Genomic DNA, 24,636 nt, shown 5'->3' with positions numbered 1-24,636 from the left:
TGCTTTAATGGTTTTTTCAGGCCTGCATTTCACTGATGCCGACCTGGTGCAAAGCCGCGGCCAGGCTTTCGACCTGCCGCTGCTCGGTGTCCTTGAGTTGTTGCAATTGCTGACCAAGACTCGGTGCGCCAAACACACCGCGCAGTCCTTGGGAAGCATCTCCCATCCTGATTGAGTTATGGCCGAAGGCGTTCAGCGATTCCCCCTCACCGCCCGTGTCCTGATTGAACAAATTTGACAGCGTGCTGCTGCCAAAGACCCCGCCGTCGCCACCGCCAAAACCGAGGAAGCCGTGACCTGAGCCATCGCCACCGTTTTCACTGCTGCTGAATACCTGCGCGATAAAGCTAGGCGTCAGTGCCCCGTGGCTCATGAAAATATCGCCCAAAGGCCGAATGCCGTTGCCGATCACTCGCTGTTCAAACAGCGGGGTAAAGGTCAGCGGCGAGCCGAGATCGCCAGTGGGCGCAGTGAAGATGATCGGTTGTAATGGCACGTTGGGCAGATCGGGCACGGTGACAGGAACCGTGACCCGGAACTCGGGTTCCGGCGGCACCACGACAGGCGGGGACGACGGTGCAACGACCGTATTGATCGCATAGCTGTTCGATAGGCTGACACCGCTACCCGCGTTGCCTGCTGAATCGCTGACGCCAGCGACGCTCAGGCTGATCGCATTGTTGCCACTGCTGACATTGGCGTTCGGCGTCAGGGTCGCGGTCCAGGTTCTACCGCCATCGCTGCTGCTCAAACTGGACAAGCTGCCGTTCGCCACGCTGATGTCGGACAGGTCGAAGCCACTCACCGCTTCGTTGAAGGTGAAGGTCACCAATGAGGTCTGGCCCACGCCCAGGTTCGGGTTGGCAACCACCACCGTGGCCGTCGGCCGTTCGCCATCGATGGCGTAGTTATTGGACACCGCGACGCTGGCGCCCATGTTGCCCGCCAGGTCCGTTACATTGCTGGTGTCCAGCGCAATGAAATTGCTCGGGTCGGTGATGCTTGCGGTGGGTGTGAACGTTCCGGTCCAGGTCTTGCCGCCGTCGCTGCTGGCCAGATTGGTCAGCTCGCCGTTGGTGACGCTCAAGTCCGACAAATCGAAGTCGCTTACCGCCTCACTGAACGTGAAGGTCACCAGCGTCGTCTGGCCAATGCCCAGGTTCGGGTTGGCAACCACGATGGTGACGGTCGGGCGAGTCGCATCCAGCGCGTAGTTGTTGGAAATGGCGATGCTGGCGCCGGCATTACCCGCCGCGTCGAGCACATTGCCGGTGTCGAGCAGGATCAGGTTGGTCGCATCGTTGAGGCTCGCGGTCGGTGTGAGTGTGGCGGTCCAGGTCACACCGCCGTCGCTACTGGCCAGGCTGGACAGCACGCCATTGGCCACGCTGAGGTCCGACAGGTCGAAACCGGACACCGCTTCGCTGAAGGTAATGGTCACCGTGGTGGTTTCACCAATGCCCAGCTTATTGTCCGCCACCACAATGGTCGCATCAGGACGAACGGTATCAATCGCGTAGTTGTTGGAGTCGGTCACGCCGACACCGCTGTTGCCCGACGCGTTGGTCACACCGCTGTTATCCAGGCTGATCAGGTTAGTGGTGTCCGTCACGCTGACCGTAGGCGTGAAGGTCGCGGTCCAGGTCACGCCACCATCGATGGACGAAACGTTGCTGAGGGTGCCGTTGGCTATCGTTAGGTCGGCGTTGTCAAAACCACTGACCGCCGAGCTGAACGTGATGGTGACCAACGAGGTTTCTCCGACCTTCAGCGCATTGTCGGCAACCACGATGGTGGCGGTCGGCACCTCGGTTTCCACCACATAGTTGGCCGAGTTGGTGGTGCCTGACCCGGCATTGCCGGCCAGGTCCGAGACGCCGCTGTTGTTCAGGGTGATGATGTTGCTGGCATCGGTAATCCCGGCGGTCGGGGTGAAGGTCCCGGTCCAGGTGATGCCGCCGTCGCTGCTGCTCACCGCGCTCAACGTGCCATTGGCGATGCTCAGGTCACTGTTGTCGAAACCCGTTACCGCCTCGCTGAAGGTGATGGTCACCAGCGCGGTTTCGCCCGGTTTCAGGGTCGTGTCGCTCAGCACGATAGTGGCGGTCGGGCGTAGGCTGTCGATGGCGTAGTTATTCGAATCGGTGGTACCGGTCCCCGTGTTGCCTGTTCCGTCGATCACTCCGGTGTTGTCCAGGGTAATCAGGTTGGTCGAGTCGGTGATGCTCGCCGTTGGCGTCAGGGTGGCGGTATAGGTGATGTTATCGCTGGTGCTCAGATTGCTCAGGGTACCGTTGCTCACCGTCAGATCGGCCGTGGTAAAACCGGTCACTGCCTCGGAAAACGTGATGGTCACCACCGAGGTTTGCCCCACCGCCAGCGCCGCGTCCGCGACCACGATGGTGGCCGTTGGGCGCACGGTGTCGATGGCGTAGTTGTTGGAATCGGTAGTGCCGCTGCCGGCGTTGCCCGAGCCGTTTTGTACACCGCTGTTATCCAGGGTGATGACGTTGCTGGTGTCGGTGATGGCAGTGGTCGGCGTAAAGGTTGCGGTCCAGGTGATGCCGCCGTCGCTGCTGCTCACCGAGCTCAAGGTGCCATTGGCGATGGTCAGGTCAGCGTTGGTGAAACCACTGACCGCTTCACTGAAGGTGATGGTCACCAGCGAGGTTTCACCGATTTTCAGCGCATTGTCGGCAACAACGATAGTGGCAGTCGGCAGCACCGTATCGATGGTGTAGTTGCCGGAGTTGGTGGTGCCGCTGCCCGTGTTGCCGGCCAGATCCGCCACGCCGGTATTGGCGAGGGTAATGACGTTGCTCGGGTCATTCACGCCGACGGTTGGCGTGAAGGTCGCGATCCAGGTGATGCCGCCGTCGCTGCTGCTCACGGCGGTCAAGGTGCCGTTGGCGATGGTCAGGTCGGCGTTGGTGAAACCACTGACCGCTTCACTGAAGGTGATGGTCACCAGCGAGGTTTCGCCCGCTGTCAGTGTTGGATCGGCCAGCACAATCGTCGCGGTCGGGCGCACGGTGTCGATGGCGTAATTGTTGGAGTCGGTGGTGCCGCTGCCGGCGTTGCCCGCCAGATCCGCGATGCCCGTATTGTCCAGGGTGATCAGGTTGGTTGTATCGTTGATGCTCGCGGAAGGGGTGAAGGTCGCGGTCCAGGTGATGCCGCCGTCGCTGCTGCTCACCGCGGTCAGGGTACCGTTGGTAATGGTCAGGTCCGCGTTGGTGAAGCCGCTGACCGCTTCGCTGAAAGTGATGGTCACCAGCGACGTTTCGCCGATTCTCAGCGCGGTGTCCGTCACCACGATGGTTGCCGTTGGCCGCACGGTGTCGACCGCATAGTTGTTGGAATCAGTGGTGCCGCTGCCCACGTTACCCGTGCCGACAGCCTGCACGCCGGTGTTGTCCAATGTGATCAGGTTGGTCGCGTCGGTAATGCTGACGGTCGGGGTGAAGGTCGCCGTCCAGGTGATGCCGCCGTCACTGCTGCTCACCGCGGTCAGGGTGCCGTTGGCGATGGTCAGGTCGGCGTTGGTGAAACCGCTCACCGCCTCGGAGAACGTGATGGTCACCAGTGACGTTTCACCGATTTTCAGGGCGTTGTCGGCGACCACGATGGTCGCGGTCGGCAGCACCGTATCGATGGTGTAGTTGCCAGAGCTGGTGGTGCCGCTGCCGGTGTTGCCAGCGATGTCGGTCACACCGGTATTGTTCAGGGTGATGACGTTGCTCGGGTCACTCACGCCGACGGTTGGCGTGAAGGTCGCGGTCCAGGTAATGCCGCCGTCACTGCTGCTCACCGCGCTCAACGTGCCGTTGGCGATGCTCAGGTCGGCATTGGTGAATCCGCTGACCGCCTCGCTGAAGGTGATGGTCACCAGCGAAGTTTCACCTGCTGTCAGTGTCGTATCGGCCAGCACAATCGTGGCGGTCGGACGCACGGTGTCGATGGCGTAGTTGTTGGAATCAGTGGTGCCACTGCCAGCGTTGCCCGACAGATCCGCGATGCCGGTGTTGTCCAGGGTGATCAGGTTGGTCGTGTCATTGATGCTCGCGGAAGGTGTGAAGGTCGCCGTCCAGGTGATGCCGCCGTCGCTGCTGCTGACCGCGGTCAGGGTGCCGTTGGCGATAGTCAGGTCGGCGTTGGTGAAACCGCTGACCGCTTCACTGAAGGTGATGGTCACCAGCGAGGTTTCGCCGATTCTCAGCGCCGTGTCCGTCACCACAATGGTTGCCGTAGGCCGCACAGTGTCGATGGCGTAGTTGTTGGAATCGGTAGTGCCGCTGCCTGCATTGCCCGCCAGATCAGCCACGCCGGTGTTGTCCAGGGTGATCAGGTTGGTCGTGTCGGTGATGCTGGCGGTCGGGGTAAACGTCGCTGTCCAGGTGATACCGCCATCGCTGCTGCTCACCGCGGTCAAGGTGCCGTTGGCAATGGTCAGGTCGGCGTTGGTGAACCCGCTGACCGCTTCACTGAAGGTAATCGTCACCAGCGAGGTTTCGCCGATTTTCAGCGCATTGTCCGTCACCACAATGGTTGCGGTCGGACGAAGCGTATCGATCGCATAGTTGTTCGAATCGGTAGTGCCGCTGCCGGCGTTGCCCGCCAGATCGCTGACCCCGGTGTTGTTCAGGGTGATCAGGTTGGTCGCGTCGTTAGTGCTCGCGGAAGGTGTGAAGGTCGCGGTCCAGGTGATGCCACCGTCGCTGCTGCTGACCGCCGTCAAGGTGCCGTTGGCGATGCTCAGGTCGGCGTTGGTGAAACCGCTGACTGCTTCGCTGAAGGTGATGGTCACCAGCGAGGTTTCACCGATTCTCAGCGCATTGTCTGTCACCACGATCGTTGCCGTTGGCCGCACGGTATCGATGGCGTAATTGTTCGAATCGGTGGTACCGCTGCCGGCGTTGCCCACCAGATCGCTGACCCCGGTATTGTCCAGGGTGATCAGATTGCTCGTGTCAGTGATGCTCGCGCTCGGCGTGAAAGTCCCCGTCCAGGTGAGGCCGCCATCGCCGCTGCTCACCGAGGTCAAGGTGCCGTTGGCAATCGTCAGGTCGGCATTGGTGAGACCGGTAACCGCTTCGTTGAAAGTGATGGTCACCAGGGAGGTTTCGCCGATTCTCAGCGCCGTGTCGGTAAACACGATGCTGGCGGTCGGGCGTACGGTGTCGACCGTGTAGTTATTGGAGTTGGTGGTGCCGACGCCGGGGGTGCCCAGGCCGTTTATCACACCGGTGTTGTCCAGGGTGATGACGTTGGTCGTATCGGAAATACTGGCGGACGGGGTAAAGGTTGCCGTCCAGGTAATGCCGCCATCGCCGCTGCTTACCGCGGTCAAGGTGCCGTTGGCGATGGTCAGATCCGCATTGGTGAGACCGGTTACCGCCTCGGAGAAGGTAATGGTCACCAGGGACGTTTCGCCGATGCTCAGTGTGGTATCAGCGACCACAATGGTCGCGGTCGGCGGTGGCGAATACGCGGTGTTGAGTACACCACCGTCGTTGTAGATGGTCGCGACAGAGGTCGGCGAGGTGCCGGTTGAACCACCGCCCTGCGCGGTACCGCCTGCACCACTGGCCGCGGCATTACCGGCCAGGGCCGCGAAGTTGGCGGCTGTGATCAGTAGCGTGCCTTTGTTCCAGATCGCACCGACGCCACGGCCACCAATGCCGCCATTGCTGGCATTGCTGCCTTGGCCACCACCACCGCCACCGCCGCCACCAGCGCCGATGTTGTTGCTGATGGTCGACGTGCCGACGATGGTGATGGTGCCGCTGCTGGCGTTGTAGATCCCGCCCACCGCGTTGCCGCCGGCGCCACCGACCTTGTCCCATCCGGCCCCGCCGCCACCGCCGCCAATGGAAATCGTGCCATTGGTGGCCGTCGCACCGTTACCGCCGTTGCTGTAATAGGAAACACCTATGCCGCCAGCCCCGCCAGTGGTGGTACCGCCGCGACCACCCATGTGGGTGGCGTCATAACCGCCGCCGTAACCACCAACACCGCCGCCGCCCGCCTGGCCGCCCAATGTGCCGGTGCCCGGCCCTGCCGAACCGCCATGCCCGCCGCCCTGGCCGCCCAAGCCGCCGCCGCCACCACCGCCACCGCCGTAAAAAGCGCCGGTGACACCGCCGCCGCCGCCACCACCGGAAGCGGCGTTGGAGGTCACGGTAACGTTGTTCAGGGTCAGAATCCCTGCGTTGAAAATCCCCCCGGCCATCGCGCCCGTGGCACCGTAGCCACCGTTGCCGCCCGCGCCCGACACCAGGCCACGGGTGATCACCAGGCCATCGAGGGTCACGATACTGCCGGCCGTCACTTCAATCACTCGGGTCCTGTACTGACCGTCGAGAATCACGTCAGCCGCACCGTCGTTATTCAAGTCGCCATCAACGGTGATGTTCTTGTTGATCAACAGTTCGGACGTCAGCTGCACCGTCATGCTGCTGCTGAAGGTGACGATGTCGCCGTTCTGCGCCGAGGCGATGGCCGCGCGCAGCGAACCGACGCCCGCGTTGGCGTTGTTAGTGGCGTTCCAAGTAGCCAGCCCCCACTGATAGTCGGTCATGGCCGTGGTCGAGAGGACATTGGCGCTTTCAATGTTGCCGGTGGCAATTTCCAGATCCCAGTCGCCACCGAGCCCGGTGCGATCGCTGGAGGCAGCCACATCGCGGCCGGTCAATTGAGCCAGCGAGTCGATAAAACTCAAGCCGCGCTCGCCTTCGGCGGTGTAGCAGCCGTAAATCAGGATGTCGCCGCCGACGTTCATGTCCTTGCCGATTTTCGCCAGCACCGCGCTGCGGGCCGCGACGTTGTCGGCAGACAAGTAGCTGTTGCCCAGCCACAAATCGCCCGCGTTGCCGTGGGCGATAATCTGCACCGAGCTGATGCCCTGATGGCCGTCCAGATAATCGGCGATTTGTTGCAGGCCATCTTTGCTGGCATCGAGCTGAACCACCTGGGTACCGGGAGCAATACCCTGAAGCAGACTGCCAGCGTCCTTGACCCGCGAATCGACGAATACCACGCTCTGCCCCGGCACCGCAGCGGGTGCTGGCGCCGGTGTGGCATCGGCCTGGCCGTGGGTGTCCTTGCTGGCGACCGGTTGATCGGCGGTCGGCGCTTTGACCGCCTCGGCGGTGGCATGGCTGTCGGCCTGGGCAGTGTCGGCGACCGTGGCGGCCACCGCGCCGTCGAACAGCATGCGTGGCTCCAGGGACATGATCATTGGCGAGGCCAGCGCTCGTGCGCCTTCGGTAACCCGCGACTTGCCTTTGCTCCACCACATGCTGCTCACCCGGACTCGAACTTTTAGACGCATCAATGAAAACGCCGCGATCAACTGATCGCGGCGTCGGCTTTCATACGAATGACATTGGCGGCGCTGGCTGAGCCATCGAGCCAAAAAGACAACTCGGCGTACTGCTTGAACAGATCCGGCGGCAGGATCGTTCGCCTGGATTGCAATTGGACCTTGGCCTTCACCTTATGCAGCCCCGAGAGGCCGAGGGCCTGGTCGAACTCCGGTGCGTCGTAGGCCAAATGGTCGAAATCATGTTCGAACCAGGGTTCGCCAATGAAATCGTAGACCAGGCGCATCACCCGCTCAGGCGCCTGGCTCAGCAGGTCGTAATCGATGATCAGCAACGAATCGGCGTGTTCGCCGTAATAGGCTTCCTTCAGGGCGGCCCAGGAAAACCCCACCAGCCGATTGCGCTGGGCCAGGGTTTCGCAGCGGCTATAGACCGTGTTGCGTTCGACCGCATCACCGAACAGTTTGGTGTTTTCGAAGGGGTTGGCGCGATACAGGCGCTCGATGCTGTCCATGACCCAAGCGACATTGCGCACGCAGGCAATGATTTTGGCTTGAGGGAATAGATCGCTGATCGCCGGCAGGCGCGAACTCCACAGGCGATTGGTGTCGAACACCACCGGTTTTTCGGCCTTGTCGGCGTAGTAAGAGTCGAACAGGCCACGCAACAGACGGCGACGCAGGTCGGTGTCGATCACCGCACCGAATTCGCTGCCGGCGCTGCACTGTTCCAGAACACCGGAAAAGAGCGCCCCCACGGGGCTGGTCATACCGGCATGAAAACGCGGATTCTGCAAAAGAATGGCAGAAAGCAGGGTCGAGCCTGAACGCGGCAAGCCGGAAATAAAGTGAAAGTGCTGCATCCATTCACCCGTCATAAGTCCTTTTACGTGACGAGCGTAGACCATGAATGGTGTTGCGACTAGTGGTGCTTTGATATCAAATCGGAGCTAAATCGACTGGAAAAAACGATTGATATAACCGGCTGAAAGATGAATCGATTAAGCCTTGAAAACACGGGCTTAGTTCAGCACATACAAGCGTGCCCTGGCGCCTCCCGCCCCGGTTTCACCGATGCGTTGCCAGCCCTCGGGCAAAGGGGCGAACTCGTCCGGTCCATCGACGCTACCGACCAGCCAGACGCGACCATTGCCCTTGGGCAAGCTGCCGAGGCTATCCAGATAGACCTCACCGGTCACCAACGTGCCAAAACCGTAAGCGTTCGGCCGGCTCGACCTGCCATTGGCCAACGGCGGCGTGTACAGCAATGGTTTGGCATCAGTGCGGTTGTAATAGACATAACTCAGGTACCAGAGCATGTCGCTGGTGACGATTCGGTCGCCGGGAGCGAAGTGCTGGTTCACATAGCTGACCATGACGCTGATCTGATCGTCGGTATCCACCGTGGCATTGTTCTTCAGCCCCACCAGTTCGACGCCGACAAACAGCATCAGCACGGCCAGCGCCACTACCTTGAAGTCCGCGTACAAACGATCGATGGCCAGCGCCACAAGCATCGGCAAGCCCAGGGCATAAGCGGTCAGGTAACGCTCGATGAACACCGGCGATATGAACGACACCGCAAATACCAACAACAACGGGAGAACGGTGTAGATCAGCGCCAGCGCACTGCCACGGAAAACACTGCGATCGCGCGCCAGCGCCACGCCCGCCAGGGCCAGCAGCGCCAGTGGCAACGCAATAAAAATCAGTGTGGGCAGGTTCTCGCCATCGTCCTGGATCAGGAACGACCAGATCATTGAAGGCAGTGAGCCGAGCGTGACGGGCGCCTCCCACCCCACATCGCCATTGGCTTTGAGCTGATCCATGTGCTGCACCAGATCGAACAGACTGGGCAGCCATGGCAGGTACAACGCCACAATCGCCATATTGGCCAGCCACCAGCCGGAGCGCTGAATGTGCCGCAATCGATACCCTGGCTGCACGCGGATCAGTCCCAGATACAGCCAGTGACAAAGCACGCACAGCGCCGTGAAATAATGGGTGTAGAACGCGGCACTCATCAGCAGGGTGTACATCACCAGATAGCGCGTGCGTTGCGGCCGCCTGATCCAATACATCAAGGCGATCGTGGCGCCGATCAGCCACAGGCCCAGCAGCGAATACATCCGCACTTCCTGGCTGTAACGCACCGCCGTGGGCAGCAGCGCCAGCAGGACTCCGCCCAGCAACGCGGCGCGGCGGGTCGCGAGCAGGTCCACCAGCCAGACGCCGAGCCCCACCGTGGCAATCCCCGGCAGCGCACTCAGGCAGCGAATCGAAAAAATGCCGTCGCCGAACAGGCCGATCCAGCCGTGCAGAAGCATGAAATACAGGGGTGGATGCACATCATGAGCCGCATGTTCCCAGATCCCGGCCAGGGAATACTGGCTCAGCAACAAGCTAGACCCTTCGTCGCCCCAGATCGCCGCCGCTGTCAGGTCGTAAAAACGCGCCAGCGCGGCCAATACCAGGATCGACAACAGCCAGTGCTCCCGCGCCCATCGCAGCAAGCGACGGACAGCCGCCCACAACCCCGGCATCGCATGCGGGTCCTGAGTATCGCCCAGCGGTGTTTCTCTGCGCGCCTCCATTACCTCCCCTTGCAACGGCCATGTGAAAACCGAAGCTTCCCCAGCACTGTAGGACAGGCGCGAGCCCGACGTCGATGCTGGCCTTGCGACGGACGACGTCCGGCAATCATTCCGATCAGCGTCTACGCTTTGGCGTGGCGTGACCCAGCCACGGAGATGAAAGGAGTCGGCTGATCAGCGCGAACTGCCCGGTTAACCGGGCCTGCAACGTGACGTATCAGACACTAACCTGAGGGATGAGGAACCATGGAAGTATTCATCGGCACTATTCAGTCTTTCGCCTTTAACTTCGCGCCCAACGGCTGGGCCCTGTGCAACGGCCAGACGCTGAGCATCGCGCAATACAACACGGTTTTCGCACTGCTGGGAACCTACTACGGAGGCAATGGCACCACCAATTTCATGCTGCCCAACCTGCAAGGTCGCATGCCAGTCGCCATGGGCAACGGCTTGGGCCTGACCCCGCGCGTCATCGGCGAAGCCTCCGGGACCGAAAACGTCACCGCGACCATCACTAACCTGCCCAACCACACCCACGCCTTGTCCGGACTCACGGCCACCACCACCCTGCAACTGGCCAGCCCGGCGAGCAACCCGGTCACCAACCCGACCGCAACCAACTCGTTCATTGGTGCCTCGGGCGGCGGTCCCGGTTCGGCGAGTATTTACTCCGATCAGCAAGGTGCTGCGGCCGTACCGCTCAAGGGCGTGGCCACTACGGTAACAGGGGAAATCTCGTCCGCCGGCAACGGCTTGCCCATGGAGGTGATGAACCCGTTCCTGGTGCTCAACTTCAGCATCGCCCTGAACGGTCTTTTCCCTTCGCGCAACTGAGGGTCTGGCCGGGGGATGCCAATCCCCCGGCCACTTTTGCTGATGGAGTGATGCCATGCTGCAACAGGTTCAAAGCCAACACTTTCAGGCACTGCTGGGCAAGACGGGGACGCTGCGGCTGCCCGATGGCAGTGAACTGCCGATCCATATCGACACCCTTGCAGAAACGCCCCGCTCACAGCTGCCAAACAGCGAGCGCATGCCGTTCAGCGTCGAGTTCAATAGCCTGCAACCCACTGACTTTGTCGATGGCTTGTGTGTGATGGAATTGCCGGAACTGGGCCGGGTGAAAGACATTTTCGTGTCGAGGGTCCCCCCGATGGGGCGGGATCCACAGCTGGGCTACTTCTACATCGCGTTCAATTAAAGCGACGCCGATCGCCTTATGTAGGAGCTGCCGCAGGGCTTGCCCCTCGCCATAGACCCTCCCACATTGAATACTCAGTGAGCCTGGCCATGCCATGGCACGAGTTTGCGTTGCAGGGCACGCAGGCCCATTTCCATGGCGAAAGCGATCAGCGCGATCACCAGAATCCCCAGCACCACCACATCGGTGACCAGGAATTGCGCGGCCGATTGCACCATGAAGCCCAAACCACTGGTGGCGGCGATCAACTCGGCGGCCACCAATGTCGACCAACCCACACCCAGACCAATCCGCACGCCGGTCAAAATGTCCGGCAAGGCACTGGGCAGAATCACATGCCGAATCAACTGCGCCCGAGTCGCACCCAGCGACTGTGCGGCGCGCAATTTCGCCGGGTCGACGGTGCGTACGCCAGTGGCGGTGGCTATCGCGATCGGCGCGAAGATCGCCAGGTAGATCAGCAACACTTTCGACAACTCACCGATACCGCACCAGATCACGATCAGCGGCAGATAAGCCAGCGGCGGAATCGGGCGATAGAACTCGATCAGCGGATCAAGAATGCCGCGAGCGATGCGATTGTGGCCGATGGCGATGCCCACCGGCACGGCGGTCAGCACGGCGAAGCCCAGGCCCAGGCCAATACGGCTGAGGCTTGCGCCCAAATGCTGCCACAAGGTCGAATCCATGTAGCCGGTGGTTACCAGCAGCCAGCCTTTTTGCAGCACGGCGGACGGCGGCGGCAGGAACAGCGGTTCGATCAAACCTGTGGCCGTGACGGCCCACCAAATGGCAACGAGAGCGACCAGCGTTAGTACGCTGATCCAGCGTGTGTTCAAACTGCGACGCAGCGCAATGACCGTCGAGCTCGACTTCACCGTCGCGGCGGGAATTTCATAGGTGCTCATGCGCGCTCCTGTCGCTGGACGGCACTGCGTTGGGAGAACACTTTGGCGAGCACGTGTTCGCGGGTTTCGATAAAGCGCGGGTCGGACTTGATCGAGCGTGCCGACTCACCGGCGGCATAACGCTGACCGAAATCCAGGTTCAGGCGCTCGACGATTTGCCCAGGATCAGGCGCCAGCAGAATCAGATCCGTGGCGAGGAATACCGCTTCTTCAATGTCGTGGGTAATCAGGAACACCGGTTTGGCGGTGCGCTGCCAGACTTGCAGCAACAGCTCCTGCATCTGTTCGCGGGTGAAGGCATCGAGCGCACCGAAGGGCTCATCCATGAGCAAAACCCGAGGGTCTGCGGCGAGGGCGCGAGCGAGGCCGACACGTTGTTTCTGCCCGCCCGAGAGTTGCCAGATTCGGCGGTGTTCGAAACCGCAAAGGTCCACCAGCGCGAGCATTTCCCGGGCGCGAATTTCGCGTTTGTCCCTGGCAACGCCAGCCAGCTCCAGACCGAAACCGACGTTGGCCAGCACGTCCTGCCAAGGCAGCAGGGCGTCGTCCTGGAACACCACGCCACGCTCGGCGCTCGGGCCTTTGACCGGCACACCGTCAAGGGTGATGCGCCCGGAACTGGGTTCGACAAAACCGGCAATCAGGTTCAACAGCGAGGTCTTGCCACTGCCGGACGGGCCGAGGGCAACCAGCAACTGCCGGGGCCCCAGGCTCAGGGAAATATCCGCCAGCACAGGTTCCGCTGCGCCGGGATACTGTGCGCAGATACGCTCCAGCTGTAGCAAAGCCATTGCGGTTAACTCCCGATCAGTTGGTGATGTATTTGGCGCTGACGTACGGCGCGTAGTCCGGCAGCACGGCCTCGACCTTGCCCTGTTCCTTGAGGAACACTGCGGTGTCGGTGATGGCCTTGGTAGTCGGCGCGCCGAGGGTGATCACCTGATCAGCCGCGAGCGGGAACACGTTGCCTTGCAGCAGCAATGGAATGTCGCTGGCCTTGGCACCGGAGAGCTTCACCAGTTTGTCGACATTGCTTTGGTTGGCGAGCCAGGCTTTTGGGTCTTTGCGGTAGTCGGCGTAGGCATCGAGAGTCACTTTGGCGAACGCGGTGACGATTTCCGGGTGCTTCGCGGCGAAATCCTTACGCACGATCCAGGCATCGAAAGTCGGTGCGCCGAACTTGGCCAACTCGCCCGAGGTGATCAGCACTTTGCCGTTCTCCTTGGCCACGCCGAGGGCAGGGTCCCAGACGTAGGTGGCGTCGATATCACCGCGTTTCCACGCAGCAATGATCGCTGGCGGCGCGAGGTTGAGCACGGTGACTTTCGATGGGTCGATGTTCCAGTGTTTCAGCGCGGCCAGCAGGCTGTAGTGGCCGGTGGAAACGAACGGTACGGCGATTTTCTTGCCGATCAGGTCTTGCGGGGTCTTGATCCCGGAACCGTCTCGCGCAACCAGCGCTTCGGCAGCGCCTATCTGAGTGGCTATGAGGAAAGTTTCCACCGGGACTTTGCGGGTGATTGCCGCCGTCAGGGGGCTGGAACCGAGGTAGCCGATTTGCACATCGCCGGAAGCGATGGCGGCAATAATGTCGGCGCCGTTATCGAATTTGCGCCAGTCGATGTCGGCTTTGGTGGCTTTTTCGTAGGTGCCGTCGGCTTGGGCGACTTTGGCCGGGTCAACGGTGGTCTGGTAGGCGACGGTCACATCTGCCGCCTGAGCCAGGAAACTCGCCGAAGCCAGAAACGCGGCGGCCAGAAGGCGAAGAGGAGAAGTCAGTTTCATCGGGAAAGCTCCTTGTCAGGCGACCGAGAGTCGGCGTGAAAAGGAGACTAAATGATATAAGAATCCGAAAATAAATAACTTTTTCGAATTACCTTATGAGCGGAAAATTCTAAGGGAGCATAGTTGTGTATCGCTTTTTATCGATCGTTCCCACGCTCCGCATCGGAATGCAGCCGGTGACGCTCCGCGTCACCTGGACGCGGAGCGTCCCTTGAGGCATTACCACGCAGAGCGTGGGAACGATCATAAAACCTGTAGGAGCGAGGCTTGCCCGCGAAAAGGTCCGAAGGACCTTCAGAGTTTAGTTGCTGATCGCCAGAATACTCGCCTGATACGACCCGACAAACACATCGAAATCGCCAACTTCGTTCTGTTCCAGCTCCACCTGCTGAGCCAGCGACGAACGTGCCAACTCTTCAAATCTAGTCTGTTCTGCGCTTGAAAGCGGCTCGCTGCGGAAAAACTCTGCGTGCGCCTGGCTCTGACGCAAGGAGAACTGAGCAAAACTTTCCTTGTGCTCGGCCATCGCCGCCAACACCTGAGCCGATGGCGTCAGGGACGAGTCCTTGACCTTGGCCAGCTGTGCGTCCAGTGCCTTGCTGTGAGCATCGCCGCCATGGCTCTGATCCAGCAATGCCGCTAATGGCGCAATCTTTTCCAGCAATTCGCCGGCCCATTCCTTGAGGTCTACCGGGAGCCCGTCGCGTTGCAATTGCAGGCCTGGACGACGACCTTCCTTGACCACGCTGAGGAAGTTCGAGGTCGCGTTGCCGCACGAGGTACTGGTCAGCAGCGGGCTGTCGTTCAGCGCGCAGTACAGCAGGAACGCATCAAGGAACCGCGACTCGGTGAGGTCGATGCCCATCGGCAGGAACGGGTTGATGTCCAGGCAGCGCACTTCGACGTACTGAATGCCACGGGCCACCAGCGCCTGAATCGGCCGTTCGCCGGTGTAGGTCACGCGTTTCGGGCGGATGTTGGAGTAGTACTCGTTTTCGATCTGCAGGATGTTGGTGTTGAGCTGAACCCACTCACCGTCCTGGTGCGTACCGATCTCGACGTACGACGGGTAAGGCGTGGCCACCGCTTTGCGCAGGCTGTCGGTGTAGCTGGTCAGATCGTTGTAGCACGGCGTCAAACCGGCCTGGGCGTTGCTCTGGTAACCCAGATCGCTCATGCGCAGGCTGGTGGCGTACGGCAGGTACAACGTGTCCGGGTCCAGCTGTTCCAACTGATGCGAGCGACCGCGCAGGAAACCGGCGTCCAGGGCAGGCGAGGCACCGAACAGGTACATCAGCAGCCAGCTATAGCGACGGAAGTTGCGGATCAGCGCGATGTAGGCCGACGACTGATAGTCGCGATCGGTGCCGTCAAAGCCTTCAGCCTCTTTGAGCAGGGGCCAGAGCTTTTCCGGCAGGGAAAAATTGTAGTGGATCCCGGCGATGCACTGCATGGTCTTGCCGTAACGCAACGCCAGGCCCTTGCGATAGACGTACTTGAGCTGCCCGATGTTGGAAGTGCCGTAATAAGCGATCGGGATGTCTTCCTCGGCCGGCAACGGGCACGGCATCGATGGACTCCACAAGTACTCGTTGCCGAGCTTGCTGTAGGCAAACCGATGGATCTTATCGAGGCTCGCCAGGGTATCCACCGGGTCTGGCAGGGCCGGCGTGATGAATTCCAGCAGCGACTCGGAATAGTCGGTGGTGATTTGTTCGTTGGTCAGCGCGGAACCCAATTCTTCCGGGTGCGGCGTTTGCGCCAGGCGACCTTCGCTGGTTACGCGCAGGCATTCACGTTCGATGCCGTGAAGGCACTGTTCGAGCAGAGAGAGGTTAGCGCGCTCGCCGAGCAGAGCCAGGCGGCGGTTGAGAAGTTCGCTCAAGTTGGATTCCTTCACGCGTCAGTCGCCCCAATATGGGGGTGGGCAAGACGGTCTACAAGGGTGAAGTTAAAACTGGCGTTTTCGCCTGGTTCTTGAGCCGCACAGAACAGATGCCAGCCAATTAAGGATTGATCACCGCAATTCCCTGTGGGAGCGGGCTGTGGCGAGGGGGCTTGCCCCCGTTGGGCTGCGAAGCAGCCCCAAAATCTCTGATGTTCCAGGATCTTGTGAGTGCTACGCACTCAAACGGGGGCAAGCCCCCTCGCCACAGGCGCTCCCACAGAAAACTCCGACGCTGCAGTCACAGCGCCGAAATTAACTCAAATTGATGATTGGGGGCTACAGGACAGCGAACGTGCCTTGTGCTTTTGCGACCAGTTTGTCGCCTTGCATCACGTCGGCTTCGACCACCAGCGTGCGGCGGCCCGGATGGATCACCCGTGCCGTGCACATCACTTCACCGTCGGCGACGGCGCGGATGTAGTTGATCTTGCACTCGATGGTTGCGCTCTGCTGGTCAAAGCCGTGGGTGCTGGAACAGGCCAGCCCCATGGCAATGTCTACCAGACTGAACAAAGCGCCGCCGTGCAGTTTGCCGCCGCGATTGCGCAGTTCTGGCGCAAGCACCAGGGCGACTTGCGCCACCCCGGTTTCCAGACTGTGCAAGCGACACCCCAGCAGCTTGAAAAACGCGCTTTCGGTCAAGCCGGCCGGGATTTCCATCAGCGTTTTTTCAACTGTTTGGCGTTAGCGAACAGCGAGGCCATGGCGTTGTTGGCCGGGGCTGCTGCCGTGGTTTCCTTGCGCGGTGCGGTGTTCTGGGATTGGCGTGGTGCCGACCCCGGACGCGCGCCACGGGCACCGTCGATTTTCTCGCCCGGGGTGTCGCTCATACGCATCGACAGGCCAACGCGTTTGCGCGGGATGTCGACTTCCATGACCTTCACCTTGACCACATCACCGGCCTTCACCGCTTCGCGCGGATCCTTGATGAACTTCTCCGACAGCGCGGAGATATGTACCAAACCGTCCTGATGCACGCCGATGTCGACGAAAGCGCCGAAATTAGTCACGTTGGTGACCACGCCTTCGAGGATCATCCCCAGTTGCAAGTCCTTGAGGTCTTCGACGCCTTCCTGGAACTCGGCGGTCTTGAACTCGGGACGCGGGTCGCGACCGGGTTTTTCCAGCTCTTGCAGGATGTCGGTGACCGTCGGCAAGCCGAACGTTTCGTCGGTGTACTTCTTCGGATCGAGACGTTTGAGGAAGCTCGCGTCGCCGATCAGCGAGCGAATGTCGCGGTCGGTTTCAGCGGCAATGCGCTGCACCAGCGGATAGGCTTCCGGGTGGACCGCGGACGAATCCAGCGGGTTGTCGCCGTTCATTACGCGCAGGAAGCCTGCAGCCTGTTCAAAGGTTTTTTCACCCAGACGCGCGACTTTCTTCAACGCCGCACGGGTTTTGAAGGCGCCGTGCTCGTCGCGGTGGCTGACGATGTTCTGCGCCAGGGTCGCGTTGAGGCCGGAGATGCGCGCCAGCAGCGCCACGGAAGCGGTGTTGACGTCGACGCCCACGGCGTTCACGCAGTCCTCGACCACCGCGTCCAGGCCGCGCGCCAGTTTCAGCTGCGACACGTCGTGCTGGTACTGGCCAACGCCGATGGATTTCGGATCGATCTTCACCAGCTCGGCCAGCGGATCCTGCAAACGACGGGCAATCGATACCGCGCCACGGATCGATACGTCGAGGTCCGGGAATTCCTTGGAAGCCAGTTCCGACGCCGAGTAAACCGATGCGCCGGCCTCGGAGACCATGACTTTGGTCATCTTCATGGCTGGGTATTTTTTGATCAGCTCAGCGGCGAGCTTGTCGGTTTCACGGCTGGCGGTGCCGTTGCCGATGGCGATCAGGTCCACCGAATGCTTGGCGCACAGGGCGGCGAGCACGGCGAGGGTCTGGTCCCACTTGTTGTGCGGCACGTGCGGGTAAACCGTGGCGTGATCCAGCAGCTTGCCGGTGGCATCGACCACGGCGACCTTGCAGCCGGTGCGCAGGCCCGGGTCGAGGCCCAGGGTGGCGCGCGGGCCGGCCGGGGCCGACAGCAGCAAGTCGTGCAGGTTGTGTGCGAACACATTGATTGCTTCGGTTTCTGCGCCGTCGCGCAGCTCGCCCAGCAGGTCGGTTTCCAGGTGGGTGTAGAGCTTGACCTTCCAGGTCCAGCGCACCACTTCGCCCAGCCATTTGTCGGCGGCACGGTTCTGGTTCTGGATGCCGAATTGCTGGCCGATCATGCCTTCGCACGGGTGCATGGTGCCCGGCAGTTCATCGCCGACTTTCAGCGCGGAACTGAGAATGCCTTCGTTGCGGCCACGGAAAATCGCCAGCGCGCGGTGCGATGGCATGCTTTTCAGCGGTTCGTCGTGTTCGAAATAGTCGCGGAACTTGGCACCTTCCTCTTCCTTACCAGCAATCACGCGGGCACTGAGGGTGGCTTCCTGCTTGAGATAGTTGCGCAATTTGTCCAGCAGGCCAGCGTCTTCGGCGAAGCGCTCCATGAGGATGTACTTGGCGCCTTCAAGGGCGGCTTTCACATCGGCCACGCCTTTTTCGGCGTCGATGAAACGCGCGGCTTCGGCTTCAGGGTTCAGGGTCGGGTCGTTGAACAGGCCGTCGGCCAGTTCGCCGAGGCCGGCTTCCAGGGCGATCTGGCCCTTGGTGCGGCGCTTCTGCTTGTACGGCAGGTACAAGTCTTCGAGACGGGTCTTGGTGTCGGCGAGTTTGATGTCGCGTTCGAGTTGCGGGGTCAGTTTGCCCTGCTCTTGAATGCTGGCGAGGATGCTGATCCGCCGTTCGTCGAGTTCTCGCAGGTAGCGCAGACGCTCTTCCAGATGACGCAACTGGATGTCATCGAGGCTGCCGGTCACTTCTTTCCGGTAGCGGGCGATGAAGGGAACGGTAGACCCTTCATCGAGTAGCGCGACGGCCGCTTCGACCTGTTGTGGGCGTACACCGAGTTCCTCGGCGATGCGGCTGTTGATGCTGTCCATAAAACCACCTGACAAATTGTGAAAGCAGGCTCGCAGGCGCAGAGATAAGGGCTCGGCGAGTCTGGTTGAGCGGCCTGGCGTGCGCCGCTACCTGGGTCAACAGGCTTCCCGTTGACCCGTGAAATCGAACAATTACTGCCCGCGCCATGAAAAAAAAGCGGCTGCTTACAGTAACGATCAGACGTTGCCTGACACAAAAGGCCGCGCATTATAACCAGCGTTCTGTCCATTCGGGGGCATCGCGGGCTGTAGGCACAATGCCCGGATTTCTGGCGGTGAAGGAAAAATCTGCTAACAATGCACACGGTGCGTATAACGGCAGCTACGCCATAATGCGCGCCGAGATCAAAGGAGCATCCAATGAGCAGCACTGCAAACATTGCTGAAGGCGAAAAAATTCTTATTGTTGACGACGATCCCGGGCTGAGCAGCCTGCTGGAGCGCTTTTTCGTCAGCAAGGGCTACCGTGCCCGCGCCGTCCCGAACACGGAACAAATGGACCGCCTGCTGGCGCGTGAAGTGTTCAACCTGGTCGTCCTCGACCTGATGCTGCCCGGCGAAGACGGCCTGACCGCTTGCCGCCGCCTGCGCACGGCGAACAATCAGATTCCGATCATCATGCTGACCGCCAAGGGCGATGAGCTTAGCCGCATCAAGGGACTGGAACTGGGCGCCGACGATTACCTGGCCAAGCCGTTCAACCCGGACGAGCTGATGGCTCGGGTCAAAGCGGTTCTGCGTCGTCAGGCGGCACCGGTGCCGGGCGCCCCGGGCAGCGAAGACGAAAGCGTGACCTTCGGTGACTACGAATTGTCCCTGGCCACCCGCGAACTCAAGCGCGGCGACGAAGTGCACATGCTCACCACCGGTGAGTTTGCGGTGCTCAAGGCGTTGGTCATGAACGCGCGTCAGCCACTGACCCGCGACAAACTGATGAACCTGGCCCGTGGCCGCGAGTGGGATGCCCTGGAGCGTTCCATCGACGTGCAGATTTCCCGTCTGCGCCGGATGATCGAACCCGATCCGTCCAAACCACGCTACATCCAGACTGTCTGGGGCGTGGGTTACGTGTTCGTTCCGGATGGCGCCGCCACGAAGTGATCGGTGATTTGTAGGAGCGGGTCTTGCGGGCAAGGGGTCAGATGACCTTTCCCGCAGACCCGTGATCCGCAATATGCGAGCATGCTCGCTCCTGCAAGTGTGTAGCGGTTACTCATGAAAACCCCTGTTTGGTTCCCCCAGAGCTTCTTCTCCCGCACCCTGTGGCTGGTGCTGATCGTCGTCCTGTTCTCCAAGGCGCTGACCCTGGTTTATCTGTTGATGAACGAAGATGTGCTGGTGGATCGCCAATACAGCCACGGCGTCGCCCTGACGCTGCGTGCCTATTGGGCCGCCGACGAAGAAAATCGCACCAAGATCGCCGATGCCGCGACCCTGATTCGGGTGGTGGGTGCCGGTGTGCCGGAAGGCGAACAACACTGGCCTTACAGCGAGATCTACCAGCGCCAGATGCAGGATGAACTGGGCGCCGACACCGAAGTGCGATTACGCATGCACTCACCGCCGGCGCTGTGGGTGCGGGCACCCAGCCTGGGCGATGGCTGGCTGAAAGTGCCGTTGTATCCGCACCCATTGCGCGGCCAGAAAATCTGGAATGTGCTCGGCTGGTTCCTCGCCATCGGCCTGCTGTCCACCGCCTCGGCGTGGATTTTCGTCAGCCAGCTCAATCAACCGCTAAAACGCCTGGTCTATGCCGCGAGGCAACTGGGTCAGGGCCGCAGCGTGCGCCTGCCGATCAGCGATACACCGAGCGAAATGACCGAGGTTTATCGCGCCTTCAACCAAATGGCTGAAGACGTCGAACAAGCCGGCCGCGAGCGAGAACTGATGCTGGCCGGGGTCTCCCACGACCTGCGCACGCCCCTGACCCGTTTGCGGCTGTCCCTGGAACTGATGGGTGCCCACAGTGACCTGACAGACGACATGATCCGCGACATCGAAGACATGGACGCGATTCTGGATCAGTTCCTGGCCTTCATTCGTGACGGACGTGATGAGTCGGTGGAAGAAGTGGACCTGAGCGATCTGGTTCGCGAAGTTGCCGCGCCATATAACCAGAACGAAGAGAGAGTGCGCTTGCGCCTCGAACCGATCCAGCCGTTCCCGCTACGGCGGGTGTCGATGAAACGGTTGCTGAACAACCTCATCGGCAATGCCTTGCATCACGCCGGCAGCGGCGTTGAAGTGGCGGCTTATGTGTCCGGAGATTCCAGTGCGCCGTATGTGGTATTGAGCGTCATGGACCGTGGCGCGGGAATCGACCCATCGGAGCTGGAGGCGATCTTCAACCCGTTCACCCGTGGCGATCGGGCCCGGGGCGGTAAGGGGACCGGGTTGGGGTTGGCGATCGTGAAGCGGATCGCTTCGATGCATGGCGGGAATGTCGAGCTGCGCAACCGCTCCGGTGGTGGGCTGGAAGCGCGGGTGCGGTTGCCGCTTGGGTTGATGTTGCCGAGGGATGCCGTCTAACCCGATCGTTCCCACGCTCTGCGTGGGAATGCCTCTTCGGACGCTCCGCGTTCGGCTCTGGAGGGGACGCGGAGCGTCCCGGGCTGCATTCCCACGCAGAGCGTGGGAACGATCACCGAGTCAGCTTCAGCCTTTACCTTTGGTCCGCGTCATATTCGGCCCGCCATTCTTCTCCAGATGCTCAATAATGATCCCCGCCACATTCTTCCCGGTGGTGGTTTCAATCCCTTCCAGCCCCGGCGACGAGTTCACTTCCATCACCAGCGGCCCATGATTGGAGCGCAGGATATCCACCCCCGCCACCGCCAACCCCATGACCTTCGCCGCTCGCAACGCGGTCATGCGTTCTTCCGGTGTGATCTTGATCAGGCTCGCACTGCCACCGCGATGCAGGTTGGAGCGAAACTCCCCCGGCTTGGCCTGGCGCTTCATCGCCGCGATCACCTTGTCGCCAACCACGAAACAACGAATGTCCGCGCCGCCGGCTTCCTTGATGTATTCCTGAACCATGATGTTTTGCTTCAGGCCCATGAAAGCCTCGATCACCGATTCCGCCGCCGTGGCCGTTTCACACAGCACCACACCGATGCCCTGAGTGCCTTCCAGCACCTTGATCACCAGCGGTGCGCCGTTGACCATCTCGATCAGGTCGGGAATGTCATCCGGGGAGTGGGCAAAGCCGGTGACTGGCAAACCGATCCCCCGGCGCGACAGCAATTGCAGCGACCGCAGTTTGTCTCGCGAACGGGCAATGGCTACCGATTCGTTGAGCGGAAACACCCCCATCATTTCGAACTGGCGCAGCACCGCGCAGCCGTAAAACGTCACCGATGCACCGATCCGCGGAATCACTGCATCGAAACCCTCCAGCGGTTTGCCACGGTAGTGGATCTGCGGCTTGTGGCTGGCAATGTTCATGTAGGCGCGCAGGGTATCGATCACCACCATTTCATGGCCACGCTCTATACCGGCTTCGACCAGACGACGGGTGGAATACAGACGCGGGTTCCGCGACAGCACAGCGATCTTCATGCAACACCTGTGGAGAAGGTAGATACCGGGAACACCGGCTTGTCTTGTACATATTTGATGCCCGGATTGACCACCAACTGGCCGTCGATCAGGGCTTTGGAACCGAGTAACAGGCGATAACGCATGGACTTGCGGCAGGCAAGGGTGAACTCGACCCGCCAGACCCGATCACCGAGGGCCAGGGTGGTGCTGACCACATAGCGCATCTGCGCATGGCCATTGGAGCTTTTAATGGTTTTCCTCGTTACCAGCGGGGCTTCACAGCGTCGGTGCCGCAGTTGCACCACCGTGCCCAGGTGCGCAGTGAAGCGCACCCACTGTTCCCCGTCGCGCTCGAACGGCTCGATGTCGGTGGCATGCAGGCTGGAGGTGCTGGCGCCGGTGTCGATTTTTGCCCGAAGGCCAGCGACTCCCAAATCCGGGAGCGCCACCCACTCGCGCAGACCGATAACGGTCAAATGGTCAAATGTCTTCAAAAGTGCTCAACCGGCAAAAACCGCTCAGACCGCGTGCGGCCGAATTCGCGGTATTCACGCAGAATAATGGGTAAAAGGCGACAGATATCTACGGCCCGAATTTCCATCCCTCAATGTGCGGGGGAATGCCTGCATTCTAATCCACAGCGTGGTGATTCATGGCACGACAGAAACGGTAGTACAGTTCATCGATATTTCAGAATGAGGTCATCCAATGGCACAAAAAAGCGAAGAGGACGACAAGGTCCGTCTCGATAAATGGTTGTGGGCCGCGCGTTTTTATAAAACACGTGCCTTGGCCAAGGCCGCGATTGAGAGTGGCAAGGTGCATTGCCGGGGCGAGCGCTGCAAGCCAGGCAAGGAGCCGAGGGTCGGCGATGAGTTTCAGATTCGCACCGGCTTCGAGGAACGCACGGTGGTGGTCCAGGCGCTGTCGATCGTGCGTCGTGGCGCGCCGGAGGCTCAGGCCCTGTATGCCGAAACCGAAGCCAGCATCGCCAAACGTGAAGCGGCTGCGGCCATGCGCAAGGCCGGGGCGTTGGGCGTGAGCACCGATGGCAAACCGAGCAAGAAGCAGCGCCGGGATCTGTTCAAGTTTCGCGGTAACAGCAACGACGAGTAGTGATCGCCGTCGGGCACAGACTTGCAATCGCGCACCTGTGCAGCCATATGGGTGTACTCGACAGCGGCAAAATGAAAATACCGTTCGTCGAAAACCGAGGTTTGACCTTGCTTGGAACAACCCCGGATTGTTCATAAAATGCCCTTACGGCTGAACTTTACCCGCCCAAAAATGCGGAAACGACGCGATTTTTCTTTTTTGTCACCCTTTCAGATACCCAGACCTATGACCAATCTATCGGATAACGACTACACCCAACGCTTCATCTTCGATGACAGCGACACCCGCGGCGAGCTGGTTGGGTTGGAGCGTAGCTATGCCGAAGTCCTCGCCAAACACGCCTATCCGGAGCCGGTCGCACAACTGCTGGGCGAGTTGATGGCAGCGGCAGCGTTGCTGGTTGGCACCTTGAAGTTCGATGGCTTGCTGATTCTGCAGGCCCGCTCCGAAGGCCCGGTGCCGTTGCTGATGATCGAGTGCTCCAGCGAGCGCGAAATCCGTGGCCTGGCTCGTTACGAAGCCGACCAGATCGCCCCCGACGCGACCCTCGCCGACTTGATGCCCAATGGCGTGCTGGCGCTGACCGTCGACCCGACTCAGGGCCAACGCTACCAAGGCATCGTCGACCTCGACGGCGCGACCCTGTCGGAGTGCTTCACCAATTACTTCGTCATGTCCCAACAAACCAATACCCGCTTTTGGCTCTACGCCGATGGCCGTCGTGCCCGTGGTCTGTTGCTGCAGCAATTGCCTGCCGACCGTCTGAAAGACGAAGAAGAACGCGCCGCCAGCTGGCAGCACATCACCACGCTGGGCGGTACTCTGACCGCCGATGAATTGCTGAGCCTGGACAACGAAACCGTGCTCCATCGCCTCTACCATGAAGAGCAGGTGCGCCTGTTCGATGTGCAGAAACTACGCTTCCATTGCAGTTGCTCCCGGGAACGCTCGGGCAATGCGCTGGTCAGTTTGGGTCTGGAAGATGCTCAGAAGCTGGTCGTCGAACATGGCGGCCGCATCGAGATCGATTGTCAGTTTTGTAACGAACGTTACCTGTTCGACGCAGCCGATATCACCCAATTGTTTGCTGGTGCAGGGGTCGATACGCCGTCAGATACCCGTCACTAAAACGTTTCAGTGCAGGTAAATTCACTGCTTAACGCCGGAATAACGCCGTTCTGACGGGAGGGCCCTACACTTTTTGGGCTTTTCTGGCATAATCCGGCCCACTTT

General features: G+C 60.7%; 17 protein-coding genes. 6 read left to right on the top strand and 11 right to left on the bottom strand.

Going from position 1 to position 24,636, the window contains the following annotated elements; all coding sequences use genetic code 11:
• Nucleotides 1–16 precede the first annotated feature (16 nt).
• From ACQKPC_RS09035 to ACQKPC_RS09025, 3 genes are all read right to left on the bottom strand, one after another.
• The gene (locus tag ACQKPC_RS09035) at nt 17–7,216 is read right to left on the bottom strand and encodes an Ig-like domain-containing protein (RefSeq protein WP_427624245.1); all 7,200 of its coding nucleotides are present in this window, start codon (nt 7,214–7,216) and stop codon (nt 17–19) included.
• Between the two features lie 134 nt (nt 7,217–7,350).
• Nucleotides 7,351–8,187 (bottom strand): sulfotransferase family protein, encoded by an 837-nt coding sequence (locus ACQKPC_RS09030; protein WP_427624177.1) that lies wholly within the window; start codon nt 8,185–8,187, stop codon nt 7,351–7,353.
• Nucleotides 8,188–8,346: 159 nt separating this feature from the next.
• Nucleotides 8,347–9,918 carry a glycosyltransferase family 39 protein gene (locus ACQKPC_RS09025; protein WP_008076580.1) on the bottom strand — a complete coding sequence of 524 codons (1,572 nt, stop codon included), beginning with the start codon at nt 9,916–9,918 and terminating at the stop codon, nt 8,347–8,349.
• A gap of 246 nt (nt 9,919–10,164) precedes the next feature.
• Between ACQKPC_RS09025 and ACQKPC_RS09020 the strand changes: the two genes are divergently transcribed.
• Together ACQKPC_RS09020 and ACQKPC_RS09015 are read left to right on the top strand one after the other, a co-directional pair.
• Nucleotides 10,165–10,752, top strand: coding sequence for a phage tail protein (locus ACQKPC_RS09020; protein ID WP_427624176.1), 588 nt, complete (start codon nt 10,165–10,167; stop codon nt 10,750–10,752).
• Nucleotides 10,753–10,807: 55 nt separating this feature from the next.
• Nucleotides 10,808–11,119 (top strand): DUF6916 family protein, encoded by a 312-nt coding sequence (locus tag ACQKPC_RS09015; protein ID WP_008076576.1) that lies wholly within the window; start codon nt 10,808–10,810, stop codon nt 11,117–11,119.
• A gap of 74 nt (nt 11,120–11,193) precedes the next feature.
• Here the strand turns inward: ACQKPC_RS09015 and tauC are convergent, their stop codons facing one another.
• The 6 genes from tauC to ACQKPC_RS08985 form a co-directional block, all read right to left on the bottom strand.
• Nucleotides 11,194–12,027 (bottom strand): taurine ABC transporter permease TauC, encoded by an 834-nt coding sequence (gene tauC, locus ACQKPC_RS09010; RefSeq protein ID WP_427624175.1) that lies wholly within the window; start codon nt 12,025–12,027, stop codon nt 11,194–11,196.
• Complete coding sequence (gene tauB, locus ACQKPC_RS09005; RefSeq protein WP_427624174.1) at nt 12,024–12,818, bottom strand: taurine ABC transporter ATP-binding subunit; 795 nt, start codon at nt 12,816–12,818, stop codon at nt 12,024–12,026. Before tauB ends, tauC begins: the two co-directional genes overlap by 4 nt.
• 16 nt (nt 12,819–12,834) lie before the next feature.
• Nucleotides 12,835–13,812, bottom strand: coding sequence for a taurine ABC transporter substrate-binding protein (gene tauA / locus ACQKPC_RS09000; protein WP_427624172.1), 978 nt, complete (start codon nt 13,810–13,812; stop codon nt 12,835–12,837).
• Nucleotides 13,813–14,113: 301 nt separating this feature from the next.
• The gene (gene gshA / locus ACQKPC_RS08995) at nt 14,114–15,697 is read right to left on the bottom strand and encodes a glutamate--cysteine ligase (RefSeq protein WP_427624171.1); all 1,584 of its coding nucleotides are present in this window, start codon (nt 15,695–15,697) and stop codon (nt 14,114–14,116) included.
• Between the two features lie 339 nt (nt 15,698–16,036).
• Nucleotides 16,037–16,420, bottom strand: coding sequence for a PaaI family thioesterase (locus tag ACQKPC_RS08990; protein WP_218399306.1), 384 nt, complete (start codon nt 16,418–16,420; stop codon nt 16,037–16,039).
• On the bottom strand, nt 16,420–18,744 hold the full coding sequence (locus tag ACQKPC_RS08985) for a Tex family protein (protein WP_008076563.1): 2,325 nt from the start codon (nt 18,742–18,744) through the stop codon (nt 16,420–16,422). The genes ACQKPC_RS08990 and ACQKPC_RS08985 overlap by 1 nt, the downstream gene beginning before the upstream one ends.
• Before the next feature lie 360 nt (nt 18,745–19,104).
• Here ACQKPC_RS08985 and ompR point away from each other — a divergent pair, with 360 nt between their 5' ends.
• Together ompR and ACQKPC_RS08975 are read left to right on the top strand one after the other, a co-directional pair.
• Nucleotides 19,105–19,845 (top strand): two-component system response regulator OmpR, encoded by a 741-nt coding sequence (ompR, locus tag ACQKPC_RS08980; RefSeq protein ID WP_007903084.1) that lies wholly within the window; start codon nt 19,105–19,107, stop codon nt 19,843–19,845.
• A 114-nt stretch (nt 19,846–19,959) separates the two neighbouring features.
• Nucleotides 19,960–21,273 carry an ATP-binding protein gene (locus ACQKPC_RS08975; RefSeq protein WP_063341947.1) on the top strand — a complete coding sequence of 438 codons (1,314 nt, stop codon included), beginning with the start codon at nt 19,960–19,962 and terminating at the stop codon, nt 21,271–21,273.
• Nucleotides 21,274–21,399: 126 nt separating this feature from the next.
• Here the strand turns inward: ACQKPC_RS08975 and rimK are convergent, their stop codons facing one another.
• Both rimK and ACQKPC_RS08965 read right to left on the bottom strand, forming a co-directional pair.
• A complete protein-coding gene (gene rimK, locus ACQKPC_RS08970; RefSeq protein ID WP_007903081.1) occupies nt 21,400–22,305 on the bottom strand; it encodes a 30S ribosomal protein S6--L-glutamate ligase in 906 nt (301 codons plus the stop codon).
• Nucleotides 22,302–22,763, bottom strand: coding sequence for an ATP-dependent zinc protease family protein (locus tag ACQKPC_RS08965; RefSeq protein ID WP_173667533.1), 462 nt, complete (start codon nt 22,761–22,763; stop codon nt 22,302–22,304). Before ACQKPC_RS08965 ends, rimK begins: the two co-directional genes overlap by 4 nt.
• Nucleotides 22,764–22,995: 232 nt before the next feature.
• On the opposite strand from ACQKPC_RS08965, the gene ACQKPC_RS08960 reads away from it, so the two are divergent.
• The gene (locus tag ACQKPC_RS08960; RefSeq protein WP_007903079.1) at nt 22,996–23,403 is read left to right on the top strand and encodes an RNA-binding S4 domain-containing protein; all 408 of its coding nucleotides are present in this window, start codon (nt 22,996–22,998) and stop codon (nt 23,401–23,403) included.
• A gap of 225 nt (nt 23,404–23,628) precedes the next feature.
• Complete coding sequence (hslO, locus tag ACQKPC_RS08955) at nt 23,629–24,531, top strand: Hsp33 family molecular chaperone HslO (protein ID WP_007903074.1); 903 nt, start codon at nt 23,629–23,631, stop codon at nt 24,529–24,531.
• Nucleotides 24,532–24,636 lie beyond the last annotated feature (105 nt).

Origin of the sequence: Pseudomonas sp. NPDC089918 (assembly GCF_050280605.1) — a bacterium.
In the GTDB taxonomy this organism is placed as follows: domain Bacteria; phylum Pseudomonadota; class Gammaproteobacteria; order Pseudomonadales; family Pseudomonadaceae; genus Aquipseudomonas.
Note: the sequence above shows the minus strand (reverse complement) of the source record. Positions and strands in the feature narration are given on the sequence as shown.